Annotated in this window: 27 protein-coding genes; 2 read left to right on the top strand and 25 right to left on the bottom strand. The window is 59.6% G+C overall.

Going from position 1 to position 20,259, the window contains the following annotated elements:
- The first annotated feature begins 5 nt into the window (after window positions 1-5).
- Entirely contained in the window at window positions 6-431 is a 426-nt protein-coding gene (locus C2E19_RS07480) for a PA3611 family quorum-sensing-regulated virulence factor (protein WP_129390005.1), read from the top strand.
- Here C2E19_RS07480 and C2E19_RS07475 read toward each other — a convergent pair whose 3' ends face one another.
- A complete protein-coding gene (locus tag C2E19_RS07475; RefSeq protein WP_008077170.1) occupies window positions 432-626 on the bottom strand; it encodes a hypothetical protein in 195 nt (64 codons plus the stop codon). It abuts the gene before it with no gap.
- 352 nt (window positions 627-978) lie between these two features.
- On the opposite strand from C2E19_RS07475, the gene C2E19_RS07470 reads away from it, so the two are divergent.
- Window positions 979-2,097 (top strand): TIGR00730 family Rossman fold protein, encoded by a 1,119-nt coding sequence (locus C2E19_RS07470; protein ID WP_129390002.1) that lies wholly within the window; start codon window positions 979-981, stop codon window positions 2,095-2,097.
- A gap of 55 nt (window positions 2,098-2,152) precedes the next feature.
- On the opposite strand, the gene recX is transcribed toward C2E19_RS07470, so the two are convergent.
- From recX to C2E19_RS07350, 24 genes are all read right to left on the bottom strand, one after another.
- Window positions 2,153-2,623 (bottom strand): recombination regulator RecX, encoded by a 471-nt coding sequence (gene recX / locus C2E19_RS07465; RefSeq protein WP_129389999.1) that lies wholly within the window; start codon window positions 2,621-2,623, stop codon window positions 2,153-2,155.
- An 8-nt stretch (window positions 2,624-2,631) separates the two neighbouring features.
- Window positions 2,632-3,693, bottom strand: a complete 1,062-nt coding sequence (gene recA, locus C2E19_RS07460) for a recombinase RecA (protein WP_129389996.1) — start codon at window positions 3,691-3,693, stop codon at window positions 2,632-2,634.
- An 83-nt stretch (window positions 3,694-3,776) separates the two neighbouring features.
- A complete protein-coding gene (locus tag C2E19_RS07455) occupies window positions 3,777-4,277 on the bottom strand; it encodes a CinA family protein (RefSeq protein WP_129389993.1) in 501 nt (166 codons plus the stop codon).
- Window positions 4,278-4,344: 67 nt separating this feature from the next.
- The gene (locus C2E19_RS07450) at window positions 4,345-4,863 is read right to left on the bottom strand and encodes a lysis system i-spanin subunit Rz (protein ID WP_129389990.1); all 519 of its coding nucleotides are present in this window, start codon (window positions 4,861-4,863) and stop codon (window positions 4,345-4,347) included.
- A complete protein-coding gene (locus tag C2E19_RS07445) occupies window positions 4,842-5,408 on the bottom strand; it encodes a glycoside hydrolase family 19 protein (protein WP_129389986.1) in 567 nt (188 codons plus the stop codon). The genes C2E19_RS07450 and C2E19_RS07445 overlap by 22 nt, the downstream gene beginning before the upstream one ends.
- 36 nt (window positions 5,409-5,444) lie before the next feature.
- Window positions 5,445-5,663 carry a hypothetical protein gene (locus tag C2E19_RS07440; protein WP_129389983.1) on the bottom strand — a complete coding sequence of 73 codons (219 nt, stop codon included), beginning with the start codon at window positions 5,661-5,663 and terminating at the stop codon, window positions 5,445-5,447.
- Window positions 5,664-5,672: 9 nt separating this feature from the next.
- Window positions 5,673-6,875, bottom strand: coding sequence for a carbohydrate-binding protein CenC (locus C2E19_RS07435; RefSeq protein WP_129389981.1), 1,203 nt, complete (start codon window positions 6,873-6,875; stop codon window positions 5,673-5,675).
- Window positions 6,876-6,917: 42 nt separating this feature from the next.
- On the bottom strand, window positions 6,918-7,358 hold the full coding sequence (locus tag C2E19_RS07430) for a phage tail assembly chaperone (RefSeq protein WP_129389978.1): 441 nt from the start codon (window positions 7,356-7,358) through the stop codon (window positions 6,918-6,920).
- A 2-nt stretch (window positions 7,359-7,360) separates the two neighbouring features.
- Window positions 7,361-8,287 carry a phage tail protein gene (locus C2E19_RS07425; protein WP_129389975.1) on the bottom strand — a complete coding sequence of 309 codons (927 nt, stop codon included), beginning with the start codon at window positions 8,285-8,287 and terminating at the stop codon, window positions 7,361-7,363.
- A 39-nt stretch (window positions 8,288-8,326) separates the two neighbouring features.
- The gene (locus C2E19_RS07420; RefSeq protein WP_129389972.1) at window positions 8,327-8,794 is read right to left on the bottom strand and encodes a phage tail assembly chaperone; all 468 of its coding nucleotides are present in this window, start codon (window positions 8,792-8,794) and stop codon (window positions 8,327-8,329) included.
- Window positions 8,794-9,717, bottom strand: coding sequence for a hypothetical protein (locus tag C2E19_RS07415; protein WP_129389969.1), 924 nt, complete (start codon window positions 9,715-9,717; stop codon window positions 8,794-8,796). Before C2E19_RS07415 ends, C2E19_RS07420 begins: the two co-directional genes overlap by 1 nt.
- A gap of 82 nt (window positions 9,718-9,799) precedes the next feature.
- Entirely contained in the window at window positions 9,800-10,384 is a 585-nt protein-coding gene (locus C2E19_RS07410) for a tail fiber assembly protein (RefSeq protein WP_129389965.1), read from the bottom strand.
- 43 nt (window positions 10,385-10,427) lie between these two features.
- Complete coding sequence (locus tag C2E19_RS07405) at window positions 10,428-11,465, bottom strand: phage tail protein (RefSeq protein ID WP_129389962.1); 1,038 nt, start codon at window positions 11,463-11,465, stop codon at window positions 10,428-10,430.
- Between the two features lie 142 nt (window positions 11,466-11,607).
- On the bottom strand, window positions 11,608-11,997 hold the full coding sequence (locus tag C2E19_RS07400) for a hypothetical protein (protein ID WP_129389959.1): 390 nt from the start codon (window positions 11,995-11,997) through the stop codon (window positions 11,608-11,610).
- A gap of 2 nt (window positions 11,998-11,999) precedes the next feature.
- A complete protein-coding gene (locus tag C2E19_RS29060) occupies window positions 12,000-12,935 on the bottom strand; it encodes a hypothetical protein (RefSeq protein ID WP_174823929.1) in 936 nt (311 codons plus the stop codon).
- Window positions 12,936-12,948: 13 nt separating this feature from the next.
- The gene (locus tag C2E19_RS07390; RefSeq protein ID WP_038358020.1) at window positions 12,949-13,548 is read right to left on the bottom strand and encodes a YmfQ family protein; all 600 of its coding nucleotides are present in this window, start codon (window positions 13,546-13,548) and stop codon (window positions 12,949-12,951) included.
- Entirely contained in the window at window positions 13,539-14,579 is a 1,041-nt protein-coding gene (locus tag C2E19_RS07385; RefSeq protein ID WP_129389956.1) for a baseplate J/gp47 family protein, read from the bottom strand. Before C2E19_RS07385 ends, C2E19_RS07390 begins: the two co-directional genes overlap by 10 nt.
- Window positions 14,569-14,967, bottom strand: a complete 399-nt coding sequence (locus C2E19_RS07380) for a phage GP46 family protein (RefSeq protein WP_038358016.1) — start codon at window positions 14,965-14,967, stop codon at window positions 14,569-14,571. The genes C2E19_RS07385 and C2E19_RS07380 overlap by 11 nt, the downstream gene beginning before the upstream one ends.
- Window positions 14,967-15,476: a phage baseplate assembly protein V gene (locus C2E19_RS07375; protein WP_129389952.1), complete on the bottom strand. Its 510-nt coding sequence runs from the start codon at window positions 15,474-15,476 to the stop codon at window positions 14,967-14,969. Before C2E19_RS07375 ends, C2E19_RS07380 begins: the two co-directional genes overlap by 1 nt.
- A gap of 114 nt (window positions 15,477-15,590) precedes the next feature.
- Entirely contained in the window at window positions 15,591-16,637 is a 1,047-nt protein-coding gene (locus C2E19_RS07370; protein WP_129389949.1) for a phage baseplate assembly protein, read from the bottom strand.
- Window positions 16,638-16,640: 3 nt separating this feature from the next.
- Window positions 16,641-17,876 carry a DNA circularization protein gene (locus C2E19_RS07365; protein ID WP_129389946.1) on the bottom strand — a complete coding sequence of 412 codons (1,236 nt, stop codon included), beginning with the start codon at window positions 17,874-17,876 and terminating at the stop codon, window positions 16,641-16,643.
- Window positions 17,863-19,443, bottom strand: a complete 1,581-nt coding sequence (locus C2E19_RS07360; RefSeq protein ID WP_129389943.1) for a phage tail protein — start codon at window positions 19,441-19,443, stop codon at window positions 17,863-17,865. The genes C2E19_RS07365 and C2E19_RS07360 overlap by 14 nt, the downstream gene beginning before the upstream one ends.
- Before the next feature lie 130 nt (window positions 19,444-19,573).
- Window positions 19,574-19,870 (bottom strand): phage tail assembly protein, encoded by a 297-nt coding sequence (locus C2E19_RS07355; RefSeq protein WP_003222226.1) that lies wholly within the window; start codon window positions 19,868-19,870, stop codon window positions 19,574-19,576.
- Window positions 19,867-20,214: a phage tail tube protein gene (locus tag C2E19_RS07350; protein WP_007908779.1), complete on the bottom strand. Its 348-nt coding sequence runs from the start codon at window positions 20,212-20,214 to the stop codon at window positions 19,867-19,869. The genes C2E19_RS07355 and C2E19_RS07350 overlap by 4 nt, the downstream gene beginning before the upstream one ends.
- Window positions 20,215-20,259: the final 45 nt, after the last annotated feature.

Below are 20,259 nucleotides of genomic sequence, written 5' to 3'. Positions count from 1 at the left end.
GTTTCATGCTGCGCCTTATCGTTCCCACCGCTGCCATTCTGCTGGCGTCGTCCTTCACCGCTCAGGCCGCCTCCTTGAGTGAGCAGAATCTGAACCGTGAGCTGCGCAACGTCGCCGCCCAAAGCAGCGTCGGCACGCCACGCGCCATCAGTGAAGACATTCTTGATCAGGGCTTCACCGTTGAAGGCACACAGCTGATCAACCACCTGAGCGTGCAAAAGAGCCACGCCGACAAGATGCGCGCTGACCCCAAAGCCGTGTATTTCCAGTTGGGCGCCTCGGTGTGCAACAACCCTTCGTTTCGCAAGCTGATGGCCAAGGGCGCGATCATGCGTTACGACTTCACCGAAGTGAAAACCAACAAAGCGGTCGGCTCCGCCAGCTACCAGGAATCGGATTGCCCGAAAGCCGGCCCGGCGAAGAAGAAGTAATCAACGTGAATTGGCGCGCCGCTGTTCATCCTCGGCGCGCAGTTCGGCCAGCAAGGCCTGTAAATAGTGCGAACGGCGCTCGCCGCCAGCCAACCGCCGGCAGCACTCCTCTTCGAGACTGACATGATTGGTCTCGGCTGATGCCTTCAACATTCGATACAGCTGCGTATCGATCTCCAGAATCACTCTGGCCATGTGTCCCGCCTCCTTGCCACCCGCAAATCCTTGAATCACGTGCACCTTGCATACGGTGATTGACGCAATGCTGTCGTACGGTGCCTGTCAGTTAGTTAATCAGAGGGATGGCCACTCGGCGTGCGTTCGGACGAGCGGTGCCGACACTGGCAAAAAATCAATAAGCGGTTGCCAGCCAGAACGTTGCGGCGCAATGATCAAGCCAGCGCAAACGCGCGCAAGGGTCTAGATTCAGAGTATTCCCGATCACTTTTCAACGGCAGACAAGGAACTGCCGATCGTGTGTTTTTTTGCAGCGCGGCACTGACGCCGCTCGTCAGGGCCATCCGCTCTGTGCAGAAGGAGACGTTGAATGCCTTACCAACCGAATGACTTGCTCAGCCGGCATTTTCAGGAAAGCGGTCCCGACCTTATCAGCCAGGTCGAAGCACAACTCAACCGTGTTTCCCCCAACAGCCCGAACATCCCCATCTACCGCGACATGATCCTCACCGTGCTGCGCATGGCACAGGAAGACCACAACCGCTGGAACGCCAAGATCACCCTGCAAGCCCTGCGCGAACTGGAGCAGGCGTTTCGTGTGCTGGAACAATTCAAGGGCCGCCGTAAAGTCACCGTATTCGGCTCGGCGCGCACGCCGGTCGAGCATCCGTTGTATGCCATGGCGCGCGAACTCGGTGCCGCGTTGGCGCATTCAGACATGATGGTCATTACCGGCGCCGGGGGCGGCATCATGGCCGCCGCGCATGAAGGTGCCGGACGTGATCACAGTCTCGGGTTCAACATCACCCTACCCTTCGAGCAGCATGCCAACCCGACTGTCGATGGCACCAATAATCTGCTGCCGTTCCACTTCTTCTTCACGCGCAAACTGTTTTTCGTCAAAGAAGCCGACGCGCTGGTTTTGTGCCCTGGCGGATTCGGCACGCTGGATGAAGCACTGGAGGTACTGACACTGATCCAGACCGGTAAAAGTCCACTGGTGCCTGTGGTGTTACTGGATGCGCCGGGCGGCACGTTCTGGCAGGTCGCAATGGACTTCATTCGTCAGCAACTGGAGGACAACCGTTACATCCTGCCGACTGACATGAAGCTGATGCGATTGGTCTACAGCGTTGAAGAGGCCGTAGAACAGATCAACCAGTTCTACAGCAACTTCCACTCGAGCCGCTGGCTCAAGCGGCAGTTCGTGATTCGCATGCATCACAAACTCAACGATCAGGCGCTGGAGCATATGCAGGAAGCTTTCGCCGATCTGTGCCTGAGCGACCAGTTTCATCAACACGCCTACAACGGCGAGGAACACGACGAAGCGCAGTTCAGCCATCTGGCGCGACTGGCCTTCGCTTTTAACGCTCGCACTCACGGGCGTCTGCGGGAGTTGATCGATTACATCAACCTGCCGGAAAACTGGGCAGACTCCAAACCGCAAGCAGCGCAACGCGCGCGCGAACCGTCAAAGGTCATTTGAAAGCAAAAAAAAACGGCCCGCTATTTTCATAGAGGGCCGTTTTTGTTGAATCGTTTTAATCGTCCATGCCGCGACCGCTGAACAAGCGGTTGATCATCTCCATCGAAAAGCCTCGATACGCCAGGAAACGGCCTTGCTTGGCCCGCTCTTTCGCGTCGATCGGCAAATGTCCGGAGAACTTGCGTTGCCAGGTGTCCTGAAGCTGCTGCTGCCAACTGATACCGCATTCGCGCAGGGCGAGTTCGATATCAGCACGCTGCAAACCGCGCTGGCCCAGCTCTTCGCGAATCCGCAGAGGGCCATAGCCGGAACGGGCACGGTAGGACACAAAACTTTCAAGGTAACGGGCTTCGGAAAGCAGCCCTTCTTCCGTCAAACGATCGAGGGCTGTTTCGATCAACTCCGCCTCAGCGCCGCGCTGACGCAGTTTACGCGTCAGCTCGACTCGACCGTGCTCGCGACGTGCGAGCAGGTCCATGGCGGTTCGCCGCACCGCGACGAGGGTATCGAGTACGGCGGTGGTCATCGCTGCAATCAGATGTCAGCGTCGGCCAGGTCGTCTGCAGTCTCTTTGACTGCGACTGCCGAGGCCTTGGAGTCGATCACTGTAGGCGTCAGCAGCTTGTCACGCAGTTGCTTCTCGAGTTTCGCAGCGATTTCCGGGTTGTCTGCCAGGAACTTGGCCGAGTTGGCCTTGCCCTGACCGATCTTGGTGCCTTCGTAGGCGTACCAGGCGCCGGACTTCTCGACGAAACCGTGCAACACACCGAGGTCGATCATCTCGCCGTTGAGGTAGATGCCTTTGCCGTAAAGAATCTGGAACTCGGCCTGACGGAACGGCGAAGCAACCTTGTTCTTCACAACCTTGACGCGGGTTTCGCTGCCGACCACTTCGTCGCCTTCCTTCACCGCGCCGGTACGGCGGATGTCGAGACGAACCGAGGCGTAGAACTTCAGCGCGTTACCACCGGTGGTGGTTTCCGGGCTACCGAACATCACGCCGATCTTCATGCGGATCTGGTTGATGAAGATTACCAGGCAGTTAGCGTTCTTGATGTTACCGGTGATTTTACGCAGCGCCTGGGACATCAGACGGGCTTGCAGGCCCACGTGCATGTCACCCATTTCGCCTTCGATTTCAGCCTTCGGTACCAGTGCAGCCACGGAGTCGACGATGATCACGTCAACCGCGTTGGAACGCACCAGCATGTCGGTGATTTCCAGGGCCTGCTCGCCGGTGTCCGGCTGGGATACCAGCAGGTCGTCAACGTTGACGCCCAGTTTGCCGGCGTACTCAGGGTCGAGAGCGTGTTCGGCGTCGACGAATGCGCAGGTCGCGCCGGCTTTTTGTGCCTGGGCGATCACCGACAAGGTCAGTGTGGTTTTACCGGAGGATTCCGGACCGTAGATTTCAACGATACGGCCTTTTGGCAGACCGCCAATGCCGAGTGCGATGTCCAGCCCCAGAGAGCCAGTGGAGATAGCCGGGATCGCCTGACGGTCCTGATCGCCCATACGCATCACGGCACCCTTGCCGAATTGACGTTCGATCTGACCCAGGGCCGCAGCCAAGGCTTTCTTCTTGTTGTCGTCCATTAAAGTCCTCACGTAATCAATAAGGCCTGACGGCCAACACCTGTATAAGTAGCCAGTATTATTCCACAGCGTTCGCGGATCGCCTACCCCTGATTTTCGATTTCTCGTGCCGCTAGTCGCAGGAGCCCCTCTAGCGCGGCCTTCACCGTTTGTCGGCGGACTTCATCGCGGTTACCGGGGAAGTGCTGAACCTCACTGGTGACCGTTTCGCCAACACCCCAGGCCAGCCACACCGTGCCCACCGGTTTGTTCGGTGAACCCCCATCCGGCCCGGCCACCCCGCTGACCGCCACGGCAAATCGCGCCAGGCTTTTGTCCTGCGCGCCACGCACCATTGCCTCGACCACCTCGGCACTGACCGCACCCACCGTCTCGAACAACTCGACCGGCACATTCAATTGCTGGGTTTTCTGCCGATTGGAGTACGTCACGTAACCCGCTTCAAACCACGCCGAGCTGCCGGGAATCCGCGTGATCGCCTCGGCGATACCGCCGCCGGTGCAGGACTCGGCGGTGGTGACGTGGGCATTGAGCACTTGCAGGCGTCGGCCAAGTTCAGCAGCCAATTGGGTGATCTCTTTCACGGCGCACTCCGGATCGTGTGGGATGCCTTCACCGTACACGAGCCGGTTGCGCTTTCAATACACAGAGTCATTCAAAATGTTCGGGAGCCAACGCTCTGACATAGGCCTGACACGCCTGCAGCGCGATCAATCCGCGGTCGCCGCTGTCGGTGATAGCGATAATTCGTTGAGCATGCGCCGGGTCAAGTCGGGCGCGTACGGTTGCATGATCCACGCCGCCGGGGCCGGCGGCGGCTGGCACGTTGCAGCCTGGGGCAACGTCGCTGGCGTCGAGTAGGACTGACAGGCGCACATCAGCAGTGGCAAGACGATCGCGCAGGCGATCCTGATCACGTTGGGCATCGCTCAGTGCTCGATAGTGGGTTTGTTCACTGGCGGCGAGCCGTTGCTCCAGCGCCAGGCGTTTATCCTGCTCGGCCTGTTGGGCTGAGGCCGCGGCAAAATTCTGTTGATTGAGGACTTCGGCGTTTAACCGAGCCTGCTCGGCGAGTTGCCGGCCGTAACGCCAGTCCTGCAACTGCCAGGCCACGGCAAAAGCTCCCAGCGCCAACAACAAGATGCCGATCATTCGCCAGGGGATTGGCATAACACCGCCCTCGCCCGCGCCCAGATTTCCAGACGATCCTGCAAGCCGTTCAACCCGCCGTTGATGCGCCGGGTGATGGTGTTGAACTGGTCGCGATCGGCCAGTTCGTTCAAACCGTTCTGTTCCCAGAACCACGCGGCGGATTCGGCTGCCCATTGCGGCTGTTCGAGCAGTTCGGGCAACGACAACAGCCGCTCATCGCCAAACAGGCCAACGCTGCATTGTCGATAATTGCTACGGCCAGTGATTTGTATCAGCCCACGTCCGCGATACTTTTGCCCGTCGCCATCAGCCTCTGGGGTATTGCCCAGACGCAGCGCCAATGTGCCGGTATCGTATTTGCTCAGGTATTGGTTGTTGCCCAGCTCGCGCACATAACGCAGTTGCCCCGACTCGTGGCCGACCTGCGCCAGAAACGCCGCAATACGTTTGGGCGTGTCGATGCGGCGGCGCGTCATGGCGGCATTGAGCGCAGAAACAAAAACGCCCGCTTGGGAGCGGGCGTTGGGCATGATGTCGATAAGGTTGTTTTCAGTTATTTGCATGATGCGTAATCCTCCCTGGATATTCCCCCGATTGAATCACGGCTGCCGGCCAATGCCTGCCAGCCATTTATTTGCCAGAGTTTTCAGGGTGCCGCCCGGAGCAACTTCATTAGAGGTTTCATCCAATGGCAGCACTTGCCCGCCCGATACCAGCCACACCTGATACTCGAGCCAGTCGCGATTGGTCGGGTCTTGTGGGATGAACGCGGAATCCTCGATGCGCAATACGCCGCACGCTGTCAATTGATACGTCATGAGTCACTCCTAGATTTCAGCATCTGCTGTCCATTCAACTTGCAGCCCGTTACCGGGCACGCTGTTGGGTGACGTCACTGTGCTAATGGCGAAAGTACGCTGCGTCACACCGTGTATGAATGTCCCCGTACAGGTTGTTTGAACCGTGTAGTTCCAGACCTGATTAGTTGCATTTGCAGGGCTATACAGCACAACCGTAGGTTGCACTCTCTTCAGTATCTGCATGTGGATAGCCAAGCCATATTGGCCACTGTTGGCACCCGCTGACTGGCTAAACGAAAGAATGCACGTACTGGCGCCATTGTTCGCCTGAACCGGTAGACGGTTGGCGAAAGATTTCTCGAAATATCGTTGACACAGCATCAACTCTTCAGCGACCGGACGGTATTCGAAAGGCGTAGAAACCGGCCCTTCTTCCAACTGGATCTGCGCCAGATCGACCGTCTGCACGACGTTGAGCGGCAGGTCGAATGCCAGTCTCAGGAAATCGTTCGTGCCGAGCATTTTGCCGGCAATGGTTGGCACCTGAAATGTCGCGGTGTACTGGGTCCAGGCCGTGTTCAACTGAAAGGCTTCGACCGCTTTGGTCACGGGTTCCGAACCGCCTGTGCCAAAATATTGCGTAACCGCTACTTTCAGTGCACGCGCCGCATCGGAACGTGCCCAGAACGTCACGGTGGCCGTTTTCCCGGCCAGGCTCCGAACCGACTCGATAGCCTGGGAAATTTTATGCTCCGTTGCACCAACGCCCGCCGTGGTCTGTTGCCAGCGCAGGAAATACGCCGGCTCACCGGCCACCTCGGCCTGCCCCGGAACGAAGCTCTGCCGGCTGATCGCTACAGCCGCATTACCGCTCCAGTCACAGCGAAACCGATCAGCCACGTAACCACCAATATTCGGCCCCTGATTGGTCGTCCCGCGTTGCCAGATATCGAATCCACCGTTGATCAGCAAATTCTTTCGGTACACCTGCACCGGGAATTGCTGCAACGGATCCGGCTTCGACAACAGCCGAATCGCCTGCGCGAGTTGATTGGTCTGATCTTCATCCGGGGTCAACCCTGCGGCTTTAATAGCGCTGAGAATTTCTTCGGTAACGCTGTTGCCCCAACTGGCCGGGATCAGTGAACCGGGCTTGCCCGCAATCGGGTCTTCATCGACAAACTTGCCGTTCTCCAGGCCGGAGCCGGGGACGCTTTTCGGGTAATCCATGTTAATTCCTCAGTGGCTCAGACGCGAACCAGCGGATTGACTTCAGCTATTCGCCCGCAGCAAACCATCCAGCCAATCAGGCTCGACAGGGCGAGCCTGTGCATCGGGAAAGTCGGGATCGTTCGGCCATTCGCGCAATAATTGCCGGTAAGCCAGCAGTTGTTTGAATTCTTCAGCACGCAAGGTGGTGCCCTCACCGACGTCCAGCTCCTCAGCGTCACGGAACACTAGCCATTGGGTGTCTTGCAGCATTTGGTTGCGCCAGGAACGTTCATGGCTGGCGAGCGCGAACGCGTCGACAACCGACTCGGTGAGCACGGGTTGCCCACTGGCACTGGCGCTGATGACCTTGCCAATGGCCTGCCCGACAAATAGCTCGGTGTACTGAGCGCGGGTAATTTCTACGGCGCCTTCGGGCAACTGCGGATACGGGTTGTCTGGCAGGTCAAATCCCAGGGTTTGTGCGTAAAAGTAAATAGACATCTCTAATACCCCCAAACCAGAATTCGACCGGAAACGCCTGGTCCCGGTCTTACAGTTGTTCCGTCAGCCACCCTGACGCGTGCAACGGCTACAGACGTGGATGATGCGGACGTATCGAATCCCCAGATTGTCCCGGTGCTGGAAACCCAGGCGCCGGGGTAAGCCTCATTGGCCACGCCACCGAGGACTGCAGTAGGAAATCTGATAGGCAGTGACAGACTCATGGTTGCATTGACGTCAGACGCGCCGATCAACCACTGCACGATCAAACCACTGGGAAATTTTTGATAGCCGAATTGACTGCTTGGATTGAGTTGCGCCGCAAACGCCGAGTACTTCAACGCAGCAGTGCCATAAACCACCCACACCCCAGACTCTCTGACGAAGTTCGCACTCTCACCATTGTTGATGACGAGCGACGCCAGATAAGTCCCTTGCGGACTGATCTGCGTGCCGGTTTTACTGGCCACGGTAACGGGTGCGCTGTTGCGACAATGCAAGCTGATCGCGGCGCCGCTCGGCACCGCTGCGGCATCCGGAAGCGTAACGGTATACGCCGCATTACCGCCCAGACCGATCGAACAACCGACATCGGCCTGGGTCAATTGGGCAGCGGCGGATATACCGCGAGCACTGGCATAACTGCCCAGCGCCCGCTGCACAAACTCGGACGTTGCTGCCGAGCGTCCACCATCAAACTGCGGCGCCGTCGTGAACAATGTCGGGCTGCGCAATGCCGCCAACAACTGATTGTTCGACGACTCGTTCGGCGTCAGACCGGCCGCCTGAACAACGTTAAGAATCTCTTGCGTGACGCTGTTGCCCCACGTCGCCGGGATCAGCGAGCCGGGTTTACCGGCGATCGGGTCTTCGTCGACAAACTGGCCATTGACCAGGCCGACACTGGGCACACTCTTGGGATAATCCAATGTTCATCTCCTTGATTAAATACAGTGGGTGCGCAGGCCTCAGCCAATCACGCTGGCCAGCCAGGGCGGCGCTGATGGCCGCGAAGACACCGCGGGGAAAAGCGCCGAATCAGGCCAGTCACGCAACGCTTGTCGGTACTCGAGCAACTCCAGGTATTGCGCAGCCTTGAGCAAGGTTCCGCGCCCCAACTCCTGTTCATCGCGGTGACGCGTGACCAACCATTCTGTCGCGCCAAGAGATACCTGACGCCAGCTACGCTCCACTGCCGCAGGCGCTTGATCTGCAGCAATCGGCGCCTGCAGGATCGCCTGACTTCGCTGCGCAGGCAGTGGTTCGGCAGCCACTGTCAACCTGCTGATCGGCCCGCCGATTTCTACTTCCTGCCCCTCCGGTACTCGCACCATCGATTCGACAAAGGACGGCGCAAACAGTTGGCTGATTGCGTAGTCACCCGTGTCAATCCGTTCGACGACGACGCCGTTCTCGATCCGTGCATAAACGGCCATTATTCGTACTCCCAGATTTCGCAGAACGCGTTACCGCCGGCACCGCTGACGACTGAAGCGGAAGGGTTGACCGAGCATGAACCGCTGCCTCCGGAACCACGAATACCGGCGTTGCCAACCGTATTGGAACCCGTAAAGGAAGCGCCGCCATCAAACGGACTGGCGGCTCCGCTACCGGAGAGCAACCCCCAATTGGCATTGCTCATACCGTATCCGCCCGTAACGCCACGCGCGCTGCAAAGGTTGCCGCCAGTCACCGCACCGCCCACACCGCCCTGAATGAATCCGGACGAAGTGCCCGTGACCACGATCGCAAGTTTTTGCCCGCCACCGCCTCCCGAAACACTCATGTAAGCGCCAAAAGAAGCTCCGCCACCCGATAAACCAGTGGTATTGCTGACAGCGCCACCTGCGCCAAGAGTAATCGGCACGCCGGCAAGCATTGGCGCCGTCACCTCAAACAGGCTTTCGGCGTAGGCACCTGAGCCACCGCCGCCGCCGAGGATCTGATTGTTAACCGGCACCGGCGTGCATCCACCGCCAGAGCCACCCGCACCGACCAATCGCACGCGAATGCGCTTGGCTTTCGGATTTGGCACGTAGACCGTAATCCCGATCGTTTCGAACTGCCTGACCGCCAGCAACCGCCCCACCGCATCGGTGATGCCGTAGCCGGCCAACGTGGTCGGGGTATTTTTCAGTTTGTTGAAGTCGACCAGTGCACCGATTGCGCTGGCCAGTTGATCGGTTTTGGCTTCATCCGGTGTCAATCCGGCAGCCTTGATCGCGTTGAGAATTTCTTTAGTGACGCTGTTGCCCCACGCAGCGGGAATCAACGATCCCGGTGTTCCGGCGAGCGGGTTTTCATCGACGAAGCCGCCGTCAGCCAATCCCACACCGGGAATACTTTTTGGATAGTCCATGTCGGCACCTTTTTTGATTTACAGGCAGCCGAATGCTGGAAGCACGAGGCCGCCGGTAAGTTTTTAGTGAAAGACTTGCGGGTTAAACGGTGTACTCGACCAAGAGTCGGGCAGGTGCGCTCGGCCATTCGATGATCGATGGGTAGTTCGCTTGCAATTCAATTCGAGCCAGGTTCAGGACGTAACGTTTCCAAGCCTGCAGCGAAGCTAATTGATCACTGGTGGCTTCCCCTAGGTCATAGGCGTATTGCAATGGCGCGACGCGAATGAGCACTTCACGCAGGCGACTATCGCGTTCGACATCCGCCTGCGCTGCCAGACCGGCCCGTTCGGCTTCGACGTTGAGCACCCAGTTATCGTCCTTCCAGAAGTAATATGCGTTGGGACGCGGCTTAGACGTCAGGTCATCAGGCAGCGGTCCCAGTTCGGTCCAGTAGACATAATTGCCATCGTCCTTGCGATAGACGAACCGGTTGCGCAAATCGATCAACTGCGAGGTCTGGCCATTGCGCCGAACCCATACATACCCTGGCTCGGCGGCTGGCAATTGTTCCGCCAACTCAATCACATTGCCGGGAACCTGAACGCCTATTCCGGGCGTAATCGGTAACTCGATGGGCCCGGTCAATTCCTGGGTCGTTTCATTTACAACATAGTAGTAAGTCATTGTTCACTTCCTTTTGCGGCTGAGAAATGCCGGAGCAGCGGCGTCAGATGAGCTTGATCCTGCCTGCGTAAGCCATGTTGCGCGGACGGGTTTCGACACCGCCGGTATTTTCGGTAAACCCGAGACTGATGTTGGCCTGATTAAACAAGGCGTCAGGCGCCGCGTTCGGTGCCGACACCAGCGGAACGCCCAGCATGTCGCTTTTGAGTTCGTGTCGATGAGAGCGGAACATGTCGAGCTGCCAACTGCCGATCGAGCGACCGGTATCAACCCCACGCCCCTCATCGCACACTCTGATGAACTCACCTCGACCTTCCGGCCCGCGAAAGGTCAACGAGCCATCTCCGCTGGTCCAGCCACCCTCGGCGCCGACCCTCGCGGCTTCCGTGGTCAGGGCACCGGACAGCTGCGCGTGATCCCACAACCACGGCCAGTCGCTGCGACTGAATACCGCCCCGTTAAGCGGACCATATCCTCCGGGGTTGAGCAGTGCCGTGGTCTCGAAGACGGCCCGGCCCAACGGTGTTCCATCGAACCGTCCGATCGGCCACCAATTGCCTGCACCATCACTGCGCAGATGCCACCAGTCACCCGACCCCATCAGCACAAAAAAGGGGTACCCGGCCGCGACAAGATGGGTATGAAATCTGATTTTGTCGGTGCCCGAAGCGCGCACTGCCAAGCGCGATGTCGAGTTGTCGACACGACGAACTATGACGTCGCGAACCCCCAGCGTGAGGTCAGCCGACGGCAGGCTGATGGTGGTCGCACCACTGCTCGCATTGACGAGCACCAGCCCGAGTTCATTTGCCGCCAACGCTTTGGAGCTCGCCACACTGGTCACGGACGTTGCCATAGGGCTGGCCAATGCCAACAGCACTTGCAAGGCTTTGAGCAACTGCCGGTTGTCTCCCTCAGCAGGTGTCAGTCCTGCATCAATGACAACGTTGAGTACTTCCTCTGTGACCGCATTGCCCCACACAGCCGGAATCAACGAACCCGGCGTACCTGCCACCGGGTTTTCATCGACGAAACGACCATCGACCAGGCCGACGCTGGGGACGCTTTTTGGATAATCCATAGGTTGTTCGTTCCTTTGAAATGACAAATGACCTACGTCGACGCGGCGTCTTTCGCGTGTCTGTCCACGATCGGTTTTCGGAAAATAAAGCCCACATTGAAGTGGGCTTGAATAATGCGCGGAGGAAGTTTGCAGTTGGCCGTCAGGACATCCGCACCAGCCACTTGGGTGGTTGCGGACGCGATTCGGCGTCGGCGGTATCGTTGGCGCCCGGCCAATCACGCAGGGCCTGACGATGGGCCAGCAACTTCGCAAACTGCTTGCTGCTCAGACTGGTCTGTACTCCAGAATCCACTTCGTCGCGATGGCGGGTCACCAGCCAGTCCGACTGCGTCAGCGCTGTCGTACGCCACAGACGCTCCACACTGAATGTGATCTGTTGCGCCACAGGTGCCTCGACCGGTGCGCTGAATGTATCGTCCTGATAGATCCAACCGGGGCACACCGACACGCCTGCCGGCACCGTAATACCGCAGTCGATATCACCGGTCACGAAACCGGTAACCACGCCATTTTCGATCATCGCTTTCATTGTCAAACCTCCCATCGGACACGGGCGTTCATGCGCCCGACGGCACTCAGGTTCTGTGCCCACGCAGTAATAGCCACCCGGCCCATATATCGATCAGTAAACCCACCCGCCGGCATGAATTGTGTGCCAACGAAACTGACGCCCGTATCCTCACTGATCACGCCGTAATCGGTTTTGACGTTGTCATCGAAGTCAAAAATGCCGGCCAGGTAGGCACGGGGTTTACGCGCCCAATTCAACGTCACCGAGTAGTTGCCATTGGCACCAGACCAGACGCCGACAGCCTCAAGGCGAGCCTTGTTCGCCAAGAGCGTCAGCGTGGGCAAAGTCCCTGCACCCGTGGTCACTATTCTGGCCACCAGCATGTCGATGCAGGTGGAATCGAAACCACCGCCACTGACACCGGATCCGCCCTTCATCGACGCCGGAATCGCATCGGTATCCGCGCCTTTTTGCGTGTAGCAAACCAGCGCCCCGTCACGCACCTGCATTCGCAGAAAATAAGTACTGTTGATGTCTAGCGCAGGCGATGCCCACACCGGCGTAAACAACCCACGCGGACGGGCCGTCATGCCAATAGTCACTTCCTCGCAGAGACCGACCAGGACCCCGCCTGGAACAGACACAGTGCCACCCGCCGTGCCGCTGGCAGCGGACACTGCAATGCGTCCATCCGTCGTGGACACTGTTGGAAATGCCAACGCGGCGAAGGGCAAGGCGTCCTGCGATAGCACGCTCTTGAGCGCCCTGAGCAGTTGATTCGACTCAGTCTCGGAAGGCACCAGCCCCGCCGCACGAATCACAGTCAGCAGCTCCTCAGTTACAGCATTGCCCCAAGTCGCCGGAATCAGCGAACCCGGCGTGCCGGTCAACGGGTTCTCATCGACGAACTTGCCGTTCACCAGACCTGAACTGGGCACACTGTTCGGATAATCCATGGCTCATGCCTCCTTAGTCATAATTGATGTGCACCTTGGTATGCGCCGGCGCACTGCGGTGAATCAGGCACTCCAGCGCCGAACCCGGGTTCACGCCGAAGCGCTCGCCCCAGTAGCTCGCGCCGTAACGCCGGCCGAGCAGCAGGCGCCCGCCGGTGTTGAGCGTCCACATGAACTGCGCTTCCCACGTGCCCCAGTGCGCCGAACCAAAACGCGAACGGCCCATGCGCGGTGCTTCGAGTTCGGTGATGGTGGCGTTGGGATAACCCTGGCTTTTGGCGATATCGAGGTAGTAACCGACGGCCTGGCTGCCGACCGCGAGCAGGCGTCGGCGTACGGCGAGGCGGCGGTCGTCGAACAGCGGTGTGGCGCCCAGGCACGGATCGGGCAGTTCCATCACCCGTTCCCAGTCCGGCACCAGTTCGCTGACGCCGGCCGGGTCCATCTCGTTGAGCAGGTCGGCGGCGCGGGCGTCGAGGCGCGCCAGTTCGACGGCGACGCCTTGCAGCACTTCCTCAAGTTCGGGGACGCGCTCCGGATCCCACGCCGGGCCGCTCGGCAGCAGCGCACGCAGTTGCGCCTGGTATTGCGCAGCGGATCTGATCACGCCCATACGCAACCTCCGAAGGTCAACAGTTCGCTGTCATCGGCAGCGACGTTGCCGGTCGGCGAGTTGAGCACGTGATCGGTTTCACCGGCGGCGCTGCTGATCGCTTCACGAATATGGCTGATCAACAGGTTCTGACCGAGGTCGGCCTCGCGGTTGTGCAGGTCGCGCAACTGGGTTTCAACCGCCGCGCGCACGGCAGAGGTGTCCGGCGTCAGCTTCAGGTTGTAGGTCACCGGCACCTGCACCGGAGGCAGTACGTGGACCTCGGCGGTGACCGGGCGCAACGGTTCGATGTATGCCTGGACTTCAGCCAGTTGCTCGGCGTTGGGCACCGGTTGCGGATCGTCGTCGCGCATGATGTAGAGGCTGACCGTGCCCGGCCCGAGCAAACCGCCGCGGCACCATGCGCGCGTCACGCCTGGCAGCTCCAATGCCCAGGTCTCGTAATCGCTGGCCGCACCGCCATGCGGAATCACCCGATAGGAACGGATCACCCGCGAACGCAGCGACTCCAGGCTTTCCGGGGCGACGCCGCCACTCAGGCCCGGCTCGATAACGACGAAGCTATTACCGACGATACCGGCAATCGGTTGCACCGGAGTGAGCGTCAGACCGGCATCGGCATTGCCCAGGCTGCCAGCGTCGAGCGCGGCGATGGTGGTGCTGTTGCTGCCATTGGTCGTGGTGCGTGCCTTGGTGACTTTATACGTACGGCCGTCGTTGGTTTGCAGCAACGTATCGGCGTCGAGCACCGCACCGGCGGTGGCGGTAAAACTCACCGTGCCGGTGGCCGCTTGCGCCGGTTTGCGCGGCTGGTTCAGACGCAGTGCAGCGATGCGTTCCAGGGTCGATTCGTCGGCCTTGTCCGGCAGGATCTGCTCGGCAATCCAGTCGAGGTAACCGTACAAGCCATACGCGGCGCCGCTGAGCGTTCGGGCCAGCACTTGCGCATCGGACTGGCGCAGCGAATCGCCGGCCAGGTCGCTTTGGGTGCGCTTGATCAGCACCGGCAGCGAAGGGGTTTCAAACGGCATAGATCACCTGCCAACTGTTATCGGGGTTGATGTCCAGGCGTTCGCCGTCGGCCAGGGTCAGGACCGTGCGCAGGTTCAGGCGCTGAGCGTCGAGGCGTTCGCTGATGATGTCGATGGCGCTGCAATGGCCGTCATCGATCAGCCATTGCAAGGCTTCGCGGGCATAGAATTCAGCGTCCATCTGGGTCTGTCGGGTCAGCTTGACCCGGCGTAACAGCCACAGCCGCGAGCCGATGCGATCGTCGGCGACGGTGGGGAAACTGTCACCCCACCAGCCAAAGCGCTCGTCGTCATCGAGGGCGTCGTCATCGGCGGCGCGGCGCCAGGTAAACAGGCTGATGAGCACGGCGCGGGTCAGCGCGGCGTGAAGGTTCGGGCTGATAAGCATCATTTGCCTCCCGCCGGCGCGCCGGTCTGGCCGCTGCCGGCCTGTACGCCGACGTGCACGTGTTTGATCTGGCTGATGCCACCGGCGAGCTGGTCGCCGGTGGAGACGATTTTGCCGGTCTGGTTGATTACCGGCGTATCGAAGTTCACCGCGCTGCTGGCGCGGATGTTCAGCGTGGCGGTTTCGATGTCGATGATCCGGCCACGCTTGAAGTGAATCCGGTCGCCCTCGTCGGTGTAGATCGCCACTTCGCCGGCAGCCAGCGATTGCAGGCGATAGCGGCGGTCAGCGATGACCAGGGCGATGGCGTGGGAGCGATCGCCACCGATGAACGTGACGACACCTTCGGCACCGGCCAGCGGATGGCTGGTGAAACCGTAGGGTTCGAAGTGTTCCATGTCGTCGTTCACTTCGCCGGCGGTGAGGCGCATTTGCAGCGATTGCAGCTTGGATGCCGAATTGGCGAGCACGACAGTGCCGCGCGCCAGCAGGCGTGTCAGTAGGCTCATGCTTGGTTCCTGTAAGAAACGGGCCGACGTCAAAAGATCGCAGCCTGCGGCAGCTCCTACACAGGATCGGCGTACACCTGTAGGAGCTGCCGAAGGCTGCGATCTTTTCAGGGCCTATGTGGTTTTTTTCGGGGGGCTGGGATTGGCGTCGAAGGTATGCGGCGGCGCCACTTGCAGCGTGGTCACCGAACCCTGCGCCGACAGCGAATACGTGACCTTGGAAATCAGCATGTCACCATCAAACCCAAGCACCGGATCTTTCACCCGTACCAGCGTGTTGTGCCGCCACAGATCGCCGTTGGCCTGACGCCAGCCCTGCACCTGATAGGTGGTGGTCTGCGCGCGGCCCATGCGGGTGGCGCTTTCCCATTGGGCACGCTGCTGCGCCAACTCAAAGGTCAGTTGCGTGCCTTCGTTGATCACCGTGGTGCGGCGACGTTTGAAGGTCAGGTCGGCAGCAATCGATTCGACTTCGCTGACCGCCGCCCCGCTCTTCTTGTCCGAGCCTTTTTGCTGGCCGATCACCCGGTATTCGGAGAACACCTGGCTGTAATCCATCGCCGCGTTGGCCGAAAGAATATTCTTGCCCAGTTCCAGTACATCACTGGCCCGACCGCCGCTGCCGGGCTTGGCCAGCACCAGCCGGCCCTGCTCGTCATCGGTGGAAAACACCCGCAATAGCGAGAGCAAACGGTCGATCGACTGAAACACCGTCTCACCTGGCACGATGGTGTGTTTGGTCAGTCGTGCGGTCTCGGGTATTTCGTTGACCACCGACTGCGAATAGCCCATCGCCAGCGCCTCGACAATGCTCAGCAGCGGTTGCTCCTGCCATTGACCCGGGCGATTGATGGCCGCGCAATCGACCAGGTCCTGGGTCTTCGAACTGCCTTCGATGGTCAGGCTGATCTGCCGCCCGTCATAGCGGATCGGCGCCTTGAACACGTAGCCGGTGAGCACCAGATCGTTGCCGATCTTCACCTCGCACGGGTCGCCGGGCTTGATCGGTTTATCCACCGTTTGCCCTGGCCATTGCCAGGTAATGTCGAGTTTGAAGGTACGGAACTGGCGCTCCAGATCAGCCGTGATTTCCACGCTTTTCCAGCCGCCATATTCCAGGTTGTTGACCGTCAGCGTGACGCGGTTATCCATCTCGCTCATGGTTCACTCCCCGGGGACTTTCACTTGGTTGGGTGAGAACCCGGGATGATTCGTCGGGTTGCGCTGCTGGATTTCCAGGGCCCGCGTGGCATCGCCCAGGTACTTGTAGGCGATCACCAGCGCCGGTGCGCTTTCCTGAATGGTTTTAGTGACAACCCGTATACCCGAGGACGCAACGGCCTTGAGGTGGGTGACCAACGCATCCTGCAAATCGCTGGCTACCTGGTGATGCGCAGGGCTGGATTTGTTCTTCGCCAGATCCAGCGTGCTGACCAGATTCTTCAGCATCGCCAGCGTATCGTCGGTGGACGGCACGTCCTGATGAGTGATTGGCTGGCTGGCCTGATTGTTGACAGAAGGCGTCGACGGCAACTTCATCGGTTTGCTGGCGACCGGCATCGACGCGATCCACTGCGCCGCTTTCACGATCAGCGTGTCCTGCACCAGATCGGCCATGGCTTGCGCCGCCGCATTGGTGTCCGTGCCGGTGGTGAGCTTCGGCGCATCGGCCTTGCGGATCGCTTCGAGTTGTTGCGACACGTCGGCAATCACGCCACGGTAGCCTTCCTTCGCAAACGTCTTCAGCTCCTTGATATCGCCGAGCAAGCCGTTGAACTCCGCCGCCAGTTCCTTGGGCAACTCCTTGACCGCTTTGACCAGGTCGGTGATGTCTTTGTAGTACGTGATCAGCGGCTGGAGCTGCTCTTTGATGATCTCGTATACCCCGGCGAGGCTGTTACGCAAATTGGCAATGCCGATCCGCGCCGCTTTGATCATCGTCATCGCCTGCTCGAACCGCGCGAGGGCAGAAGCCTGGAAAGTCCCGGCTTTGAGCAGTATCGCCTGTTGGGTACTGACGGACGCAGTCGGAAACTGCAACGGCTTATCGGGATAGAACTTCAGGGTAAAGGTCACCAACCCGCCGTCCTGGCGGGTGTGGGTCATGTCGCATTCGCCGACCTTGACTTGCAGGCGTCCAAGCCACGGATGCACCAGCTCGCCACTGCCCGCCTCCAATGCCTTGAGCAACTTGTCGCGCTGCTCCAGGCAATCGGCGCCGATGATGAACGCCGTGACGTCGTGAATCCTCGCCTGCTGGCCAAGGTCCTCGAAGTACGGCAGATCACGCTGCGGGTACTCGTGCAGCTGCCCCTTGCGACCGACCGGGGTTTTCGTCGAATCGATCCAGAAACCGACACCGCGAAAGGATGCCGGCAACAAACGGTCACGCCAGTTCATTGGAACCTCCCACGGACAACGAGCGATAGCCAATGCGCGAAGACAGCGCCAGGCCCGGTTGATTGGTTTGCGGTTGATCGGTACGCATCCCCGGCGGGGCATTTTCGAAGCGTACGGTCAGGCCGCCTTCGAGTTGCGTGCGACTGTTGATTGCGCTTTGCTGGATCAGGGTGTTGGAGGTCTGCGACAGCGAGCTGCCCTGCAGAGCCGGTTTCTGCGCAAGATTTCCCGGCGTGGGCAGGTTGCCCGGTGTCGACAACTGGCTCGAGGAGGATTCGCTGTTGCCCTTGAAAAACACCGGCGCCAACTCGCCTTTGCCCTCGGCATTGGTTTTCAGTTGCGCCTGCGTGAATACATCGACCCGAGCCTTGGCCTCGGCAACCAGCTCGCCAAAGCCGCCATTGAAAAACGCCTTGATCGGCGCGATGGCCTCTTGAAACTTGTTCGACCACTGGTCAATCCAGGCCGTAACGGGCGCCCAGTTTTCGATGATTTTTTCCAGTGGCGACCATCCCAACTGTTCGCGAATCACCGCGTACATCGCCAGGAAAGGCAGCTTGATGTAATCCCAGATCGCGCTGAAGACAGTGACCACCCCGCCCCAGATCGCCTGAATCACCTCAAGGGGTGACCAGTCGAAGAACCCCTGAAGGAAAGCCTTAACCGGCACCGAAACTGCTCGAAGCAAGTCCCAGATCGATGAGAACAAGCTCACCAACGGCCCCCAGTTGTTCAAGATCAGTCCTTGCGGCGAATAATTGAACAAGGTTTTGTAAAACTCGATCACCGGCGCGGCCACCGCTTTGAGGCCGTCCCACAACGCCGCGAAAAACTCAGTGACCGGTCCCCAGTTGTTGATCAGCATTCCCAGCGGGGTGTAGCTGAACATTGTCTTGAAGAACTCGGCCATCGGGATCACTACCGGGGCAATCTTCTGCCAGAGCTCGCTGAAAAATGTCGAGATCGGTTTCCAGTAGGCGACGATCAAACCGGCGGCCAGGGCAATGCCGGTGGCGATCAGCATGATCGGGTTGGCCTTCATTACCAGGCTCATGACGTCGAACACTTGAGTCGCGCCCGTCACCGCGGTTTGCATTGCCGAGAAGGCGATGGCTCCCGCCGCGAGGCCTTGTACCAGCTCGGGGTTGTCGGCCAGCAAGCTGCCGAAACCGTTGAGCATTGGTTCAAGACCGATCACCACCGCGCCAACCGCCGGCACCAACGCGGCATTCACCGCCGTCGAGACCTTATCCATCGACGCACTGAACACGTTCATGGTCTGTGCGGCGACGTTCGGCGCGGCGGGCAAGTCGACGGTTTTTGCCGTGTCGCTGACTTCGGTCAACTTGCCCTGAAACGCGGCCGCCGACTTGATCCCGTCGACAAACGGCGTGATCACGCTGCCGCCCTTGAACAGACCGCTGATGTCCAGTTTGCCGAGGCCGGTCTGTTCGAGGTTTTTCTTGAAGCTGTCGACCTTCGCTCGCAACGCGCCGAGCTTGGGCGACAGTTCATCGATGCCCGTGATCAGCACCGGGGTTTTCACTTTGGTTTCTTCGTCTGCCATCACTGCACCTGCTGCATCGCATTGATCCGTTGCGCGTGCTCCAGCGATTCGCGGAGCACATCCAGTGGCCTGGCCATCATCTGTTCGGGGTCAACCTTCCAGAACCAGGCCAGGTCATAGGCGACTGCGATCAGGTCGGTGATGGCTCCGACGCCGCACTCATGAAAAAACTCGCAACAGCCCAGCTCAGCGCGTTGAGGTCAGCCAGATCCAACTGGTTGACCGACGACGGCGGAATGCCGGCGCACACGGCGATGTATTTGGCCGCCACGTCCATGTCGAGGCTGACTTCTTCGCTCTTGTCGATCTTGTACGGCAGCGCCTTGATCGCTCGCACTTCCTGCACCGTCGGACGGCGCAGGACGAGTTCGGTCAGGGGCTCGCCGTGAGCTTCGATCGCAACCTGAAGCTTCACGGCGCCGCTCATTGCCAGGTCCCCTTGATGCCTTCGAATTTCAGTTCGATGGTGGCGTCATCGCCCTTGGAGACTGGCTCTTCAACCAGATAGGCGCCGGCCAGCACGTAGACTTTGCCGTTGCTGAATTCGCAGGTGACGGTGATGTCGGTGCCTTCGATCAGCTTCTTCAGCGGGAAGTCGGCGGTGTGCAGCGCAGTCACTTTGAACGACGGCGCGATATCGGTTTCCTTGTAGAAACCCGGCACGACGGTTTCGCGTTTGACGGCCATCAGCGGGGCTTCGCAGCCGCCATTGATAGTCAGTTGTGCGCCGTCGACCTTGACGTAGCAGGTGCCTGCAATCAGTTGACCCATGGTGTTACTCCCTTGAATAAAAAAGCCCACGCGAGGTGGGCTGAA

It is taken from the genome of Pseudomonas sp. DTU12.3 (assembly GCF_004124275.1).
Lineage (GTDB): Bacteria > Pseudomonadota > Gammaproteobacteria > Pseudomonadales > Pseudomonadaceae > Aquipseudomonas > Aquipseudomonas helmanticensis.
This window is presented reverse-complemented; position numbering and strand designations above follow the sequence as displayed.

Bases quoted from the DNA above. Each gene is read 5' to 3' on its own strand.
- C2E19_RS07440 (WP_129389983.1), bottom strand. From the start codon at position 5,663: ATGACGTATCAATTGACAGCGTGCGGCGTATTGCGCATCGAGGATTCC.
- C2E19_RS07445 (WP_129389986.1), bottom strand. From the start codon at position 5,408: ATGCAAATAACTGAAAACAACCTTATCGACATCATGCCCAACGCCCGC.
- C2E19_RS07385 (WP_129389956.1), bottom strand. From the start codon at position 14,579: ATGCCGTTTGAAACCCCTTCGCTGCCGGTGCTGATCAAGCGCACCCAA.
- C2E19_RS07410 (WP_129389965.1), bottom strand. From the start codon at position 10,384: ATGACTTACTACTATGTTGTAAATGAAACGACCCAGGAATTGACCGGG.
- C2E19_RS07415 (WP_129389969.1), bottom strand. From the start codon at position 9,717: ATGGACTATCCAAAAAGTATTCCCGGTGTGGGATTGGCTGACGGCGGC.
- C2E19_RS07480 (WP_129390005.1), top strand. From the start codon at position 6: ATGCTGCGCCTTATCGTTCCCACCGCTGCCATTCTGCTGGCGTCGTCC.
- C2E19_RS07390 (WP_038358020.1), bottom strand. From the start codon at position 13,548: ATGGGCGTGATCAGATCCGCTGCGCAATACCAGGCGCAACTGCGTGCG.
- C2E19_RS07450 (WP_129389990.1), bottom strand. From the start codon at position 4,863: ATGCCAATCCCCTGGCGAATGATCGGCATCTTGTTGTTGGCGCTGGGA.
- C2E19_RS07350 (WP_007908779.1), bottom strand. From the start codon at position 20,214: ATGGGTCAACTGATTGCAGGCACCTGCTACGTCAAGGTCGACGGCGCA.
- C2E19_RS07365 (WP_129389946.1), bottom strand. From the start codon at position 17,876: ATGAACTGGCGTGACCGTTTGTTGCCGGCATCCTTTCGCGGTGTCGGT.
- C2E19_RS07405 (WP_129389962.1), bottom strand. From the start codon at position 11,465: ATGGATTATCCAAAAAGCGTCCCCAGCGTCGGCCTGGTCGATGGTCGT.
- C2E19_RS29060 (WP_174823929.1), bottom strand. From the start codon at position 12,935: ATGGATTATCCGAACAGTGTGCCCAGTTCAGGTCTGGTGAACGGCAAG.
- recX (WP_129389999.1), bottom strand. From the start codon at position 2,623: ATGACCACCGCCGTACTCGATACCCTCGTCGCGGTGCGGCGAACCGCC.
- C2E19_RS07370 (WP_129389949.1), bottom strand. From the start codon at position 16,637: ATGAGCGAGATGGATAACCGCGTCACGCTGACGGTCAACAACCTGGAA.
- C2E19_RS07375 (WP_129389952.1), bottom strand. From the start codon at position 15,476: ATGAGCCTACTGACACGCCTGCTGGCGCGCGGCACTGTCGTGCTCGCC.
- C2E19_RS07470 (WP_129390002.1), top strand. From the start codon at position 979: ATGCCTTACCAACCGAATGACTTGCTCAGCCGGCATTTTCAGGAAAGC.
- C2E19_RS07400 (WP_129389959.1), bottom strand. From the start codon at position 11,997: ATGAAAGCGATGATCGAAAATGGCGTGGTTACCGGTTTCGTGACCGGT.
- recA (WP_129389996.1), bottom strand. From the start codon at position 3,693: ATGGACGACAACAAGAAGAAAGCCTTGGCTGCGGCCCTGGGTCAGATC.
- C2E19_RS07475 (WP_008077170.1), bottom strand. From the start codon at position 626: ATGGCCAGAGTGATTCTGGAGATCGATACGCAGCTGTATCGAATGTTG.
- C2E19_RS07430 (WP_129389978.1), bottom strand. From the start codon at position 7,358: ATGTCTATTTACTTTTACGCACAAACCCTGGGATTTGACCTGCCAGAC.
- C2E19_RS07380 (WP_038358016.1), bottom strand. From the start codon at position 14,967: ATGCTTATCAGCCCGAACCTTCACGCCGCGCTGACCCGCGCCGTGCTC.
- C2E19_RS07355 (WP_003222226.1), bottom strand. From the start codon at position 19,870: ATGAGCGGCGCCGTGAAGCTTCAGGTTGCGATCGAAGCTCACGGCGAG.
- C2E19_RS07435 (WP_129389981.1), bottom strand. From the start codon at position 6,875: ATGGATTACCCGAAAAGCGTCCCCGGCTCCGGCCTGGAGAACGGCAAG.
- C2E19_RS07420 (WP_129389972.1), bottom strand. From the start codon at position 8,794: ATGGCCGTTTATGCACGGATCGAGAACGGCGTCGTCGTCGAACGGATT.
- C2E19_RS07360 (WP_129389943.1), bottom strand. From the start codon at position 19,443: ATGGCAGACGAAGAAACCAAAGTGAAAACCCCGGTGCTGATCACGGGC.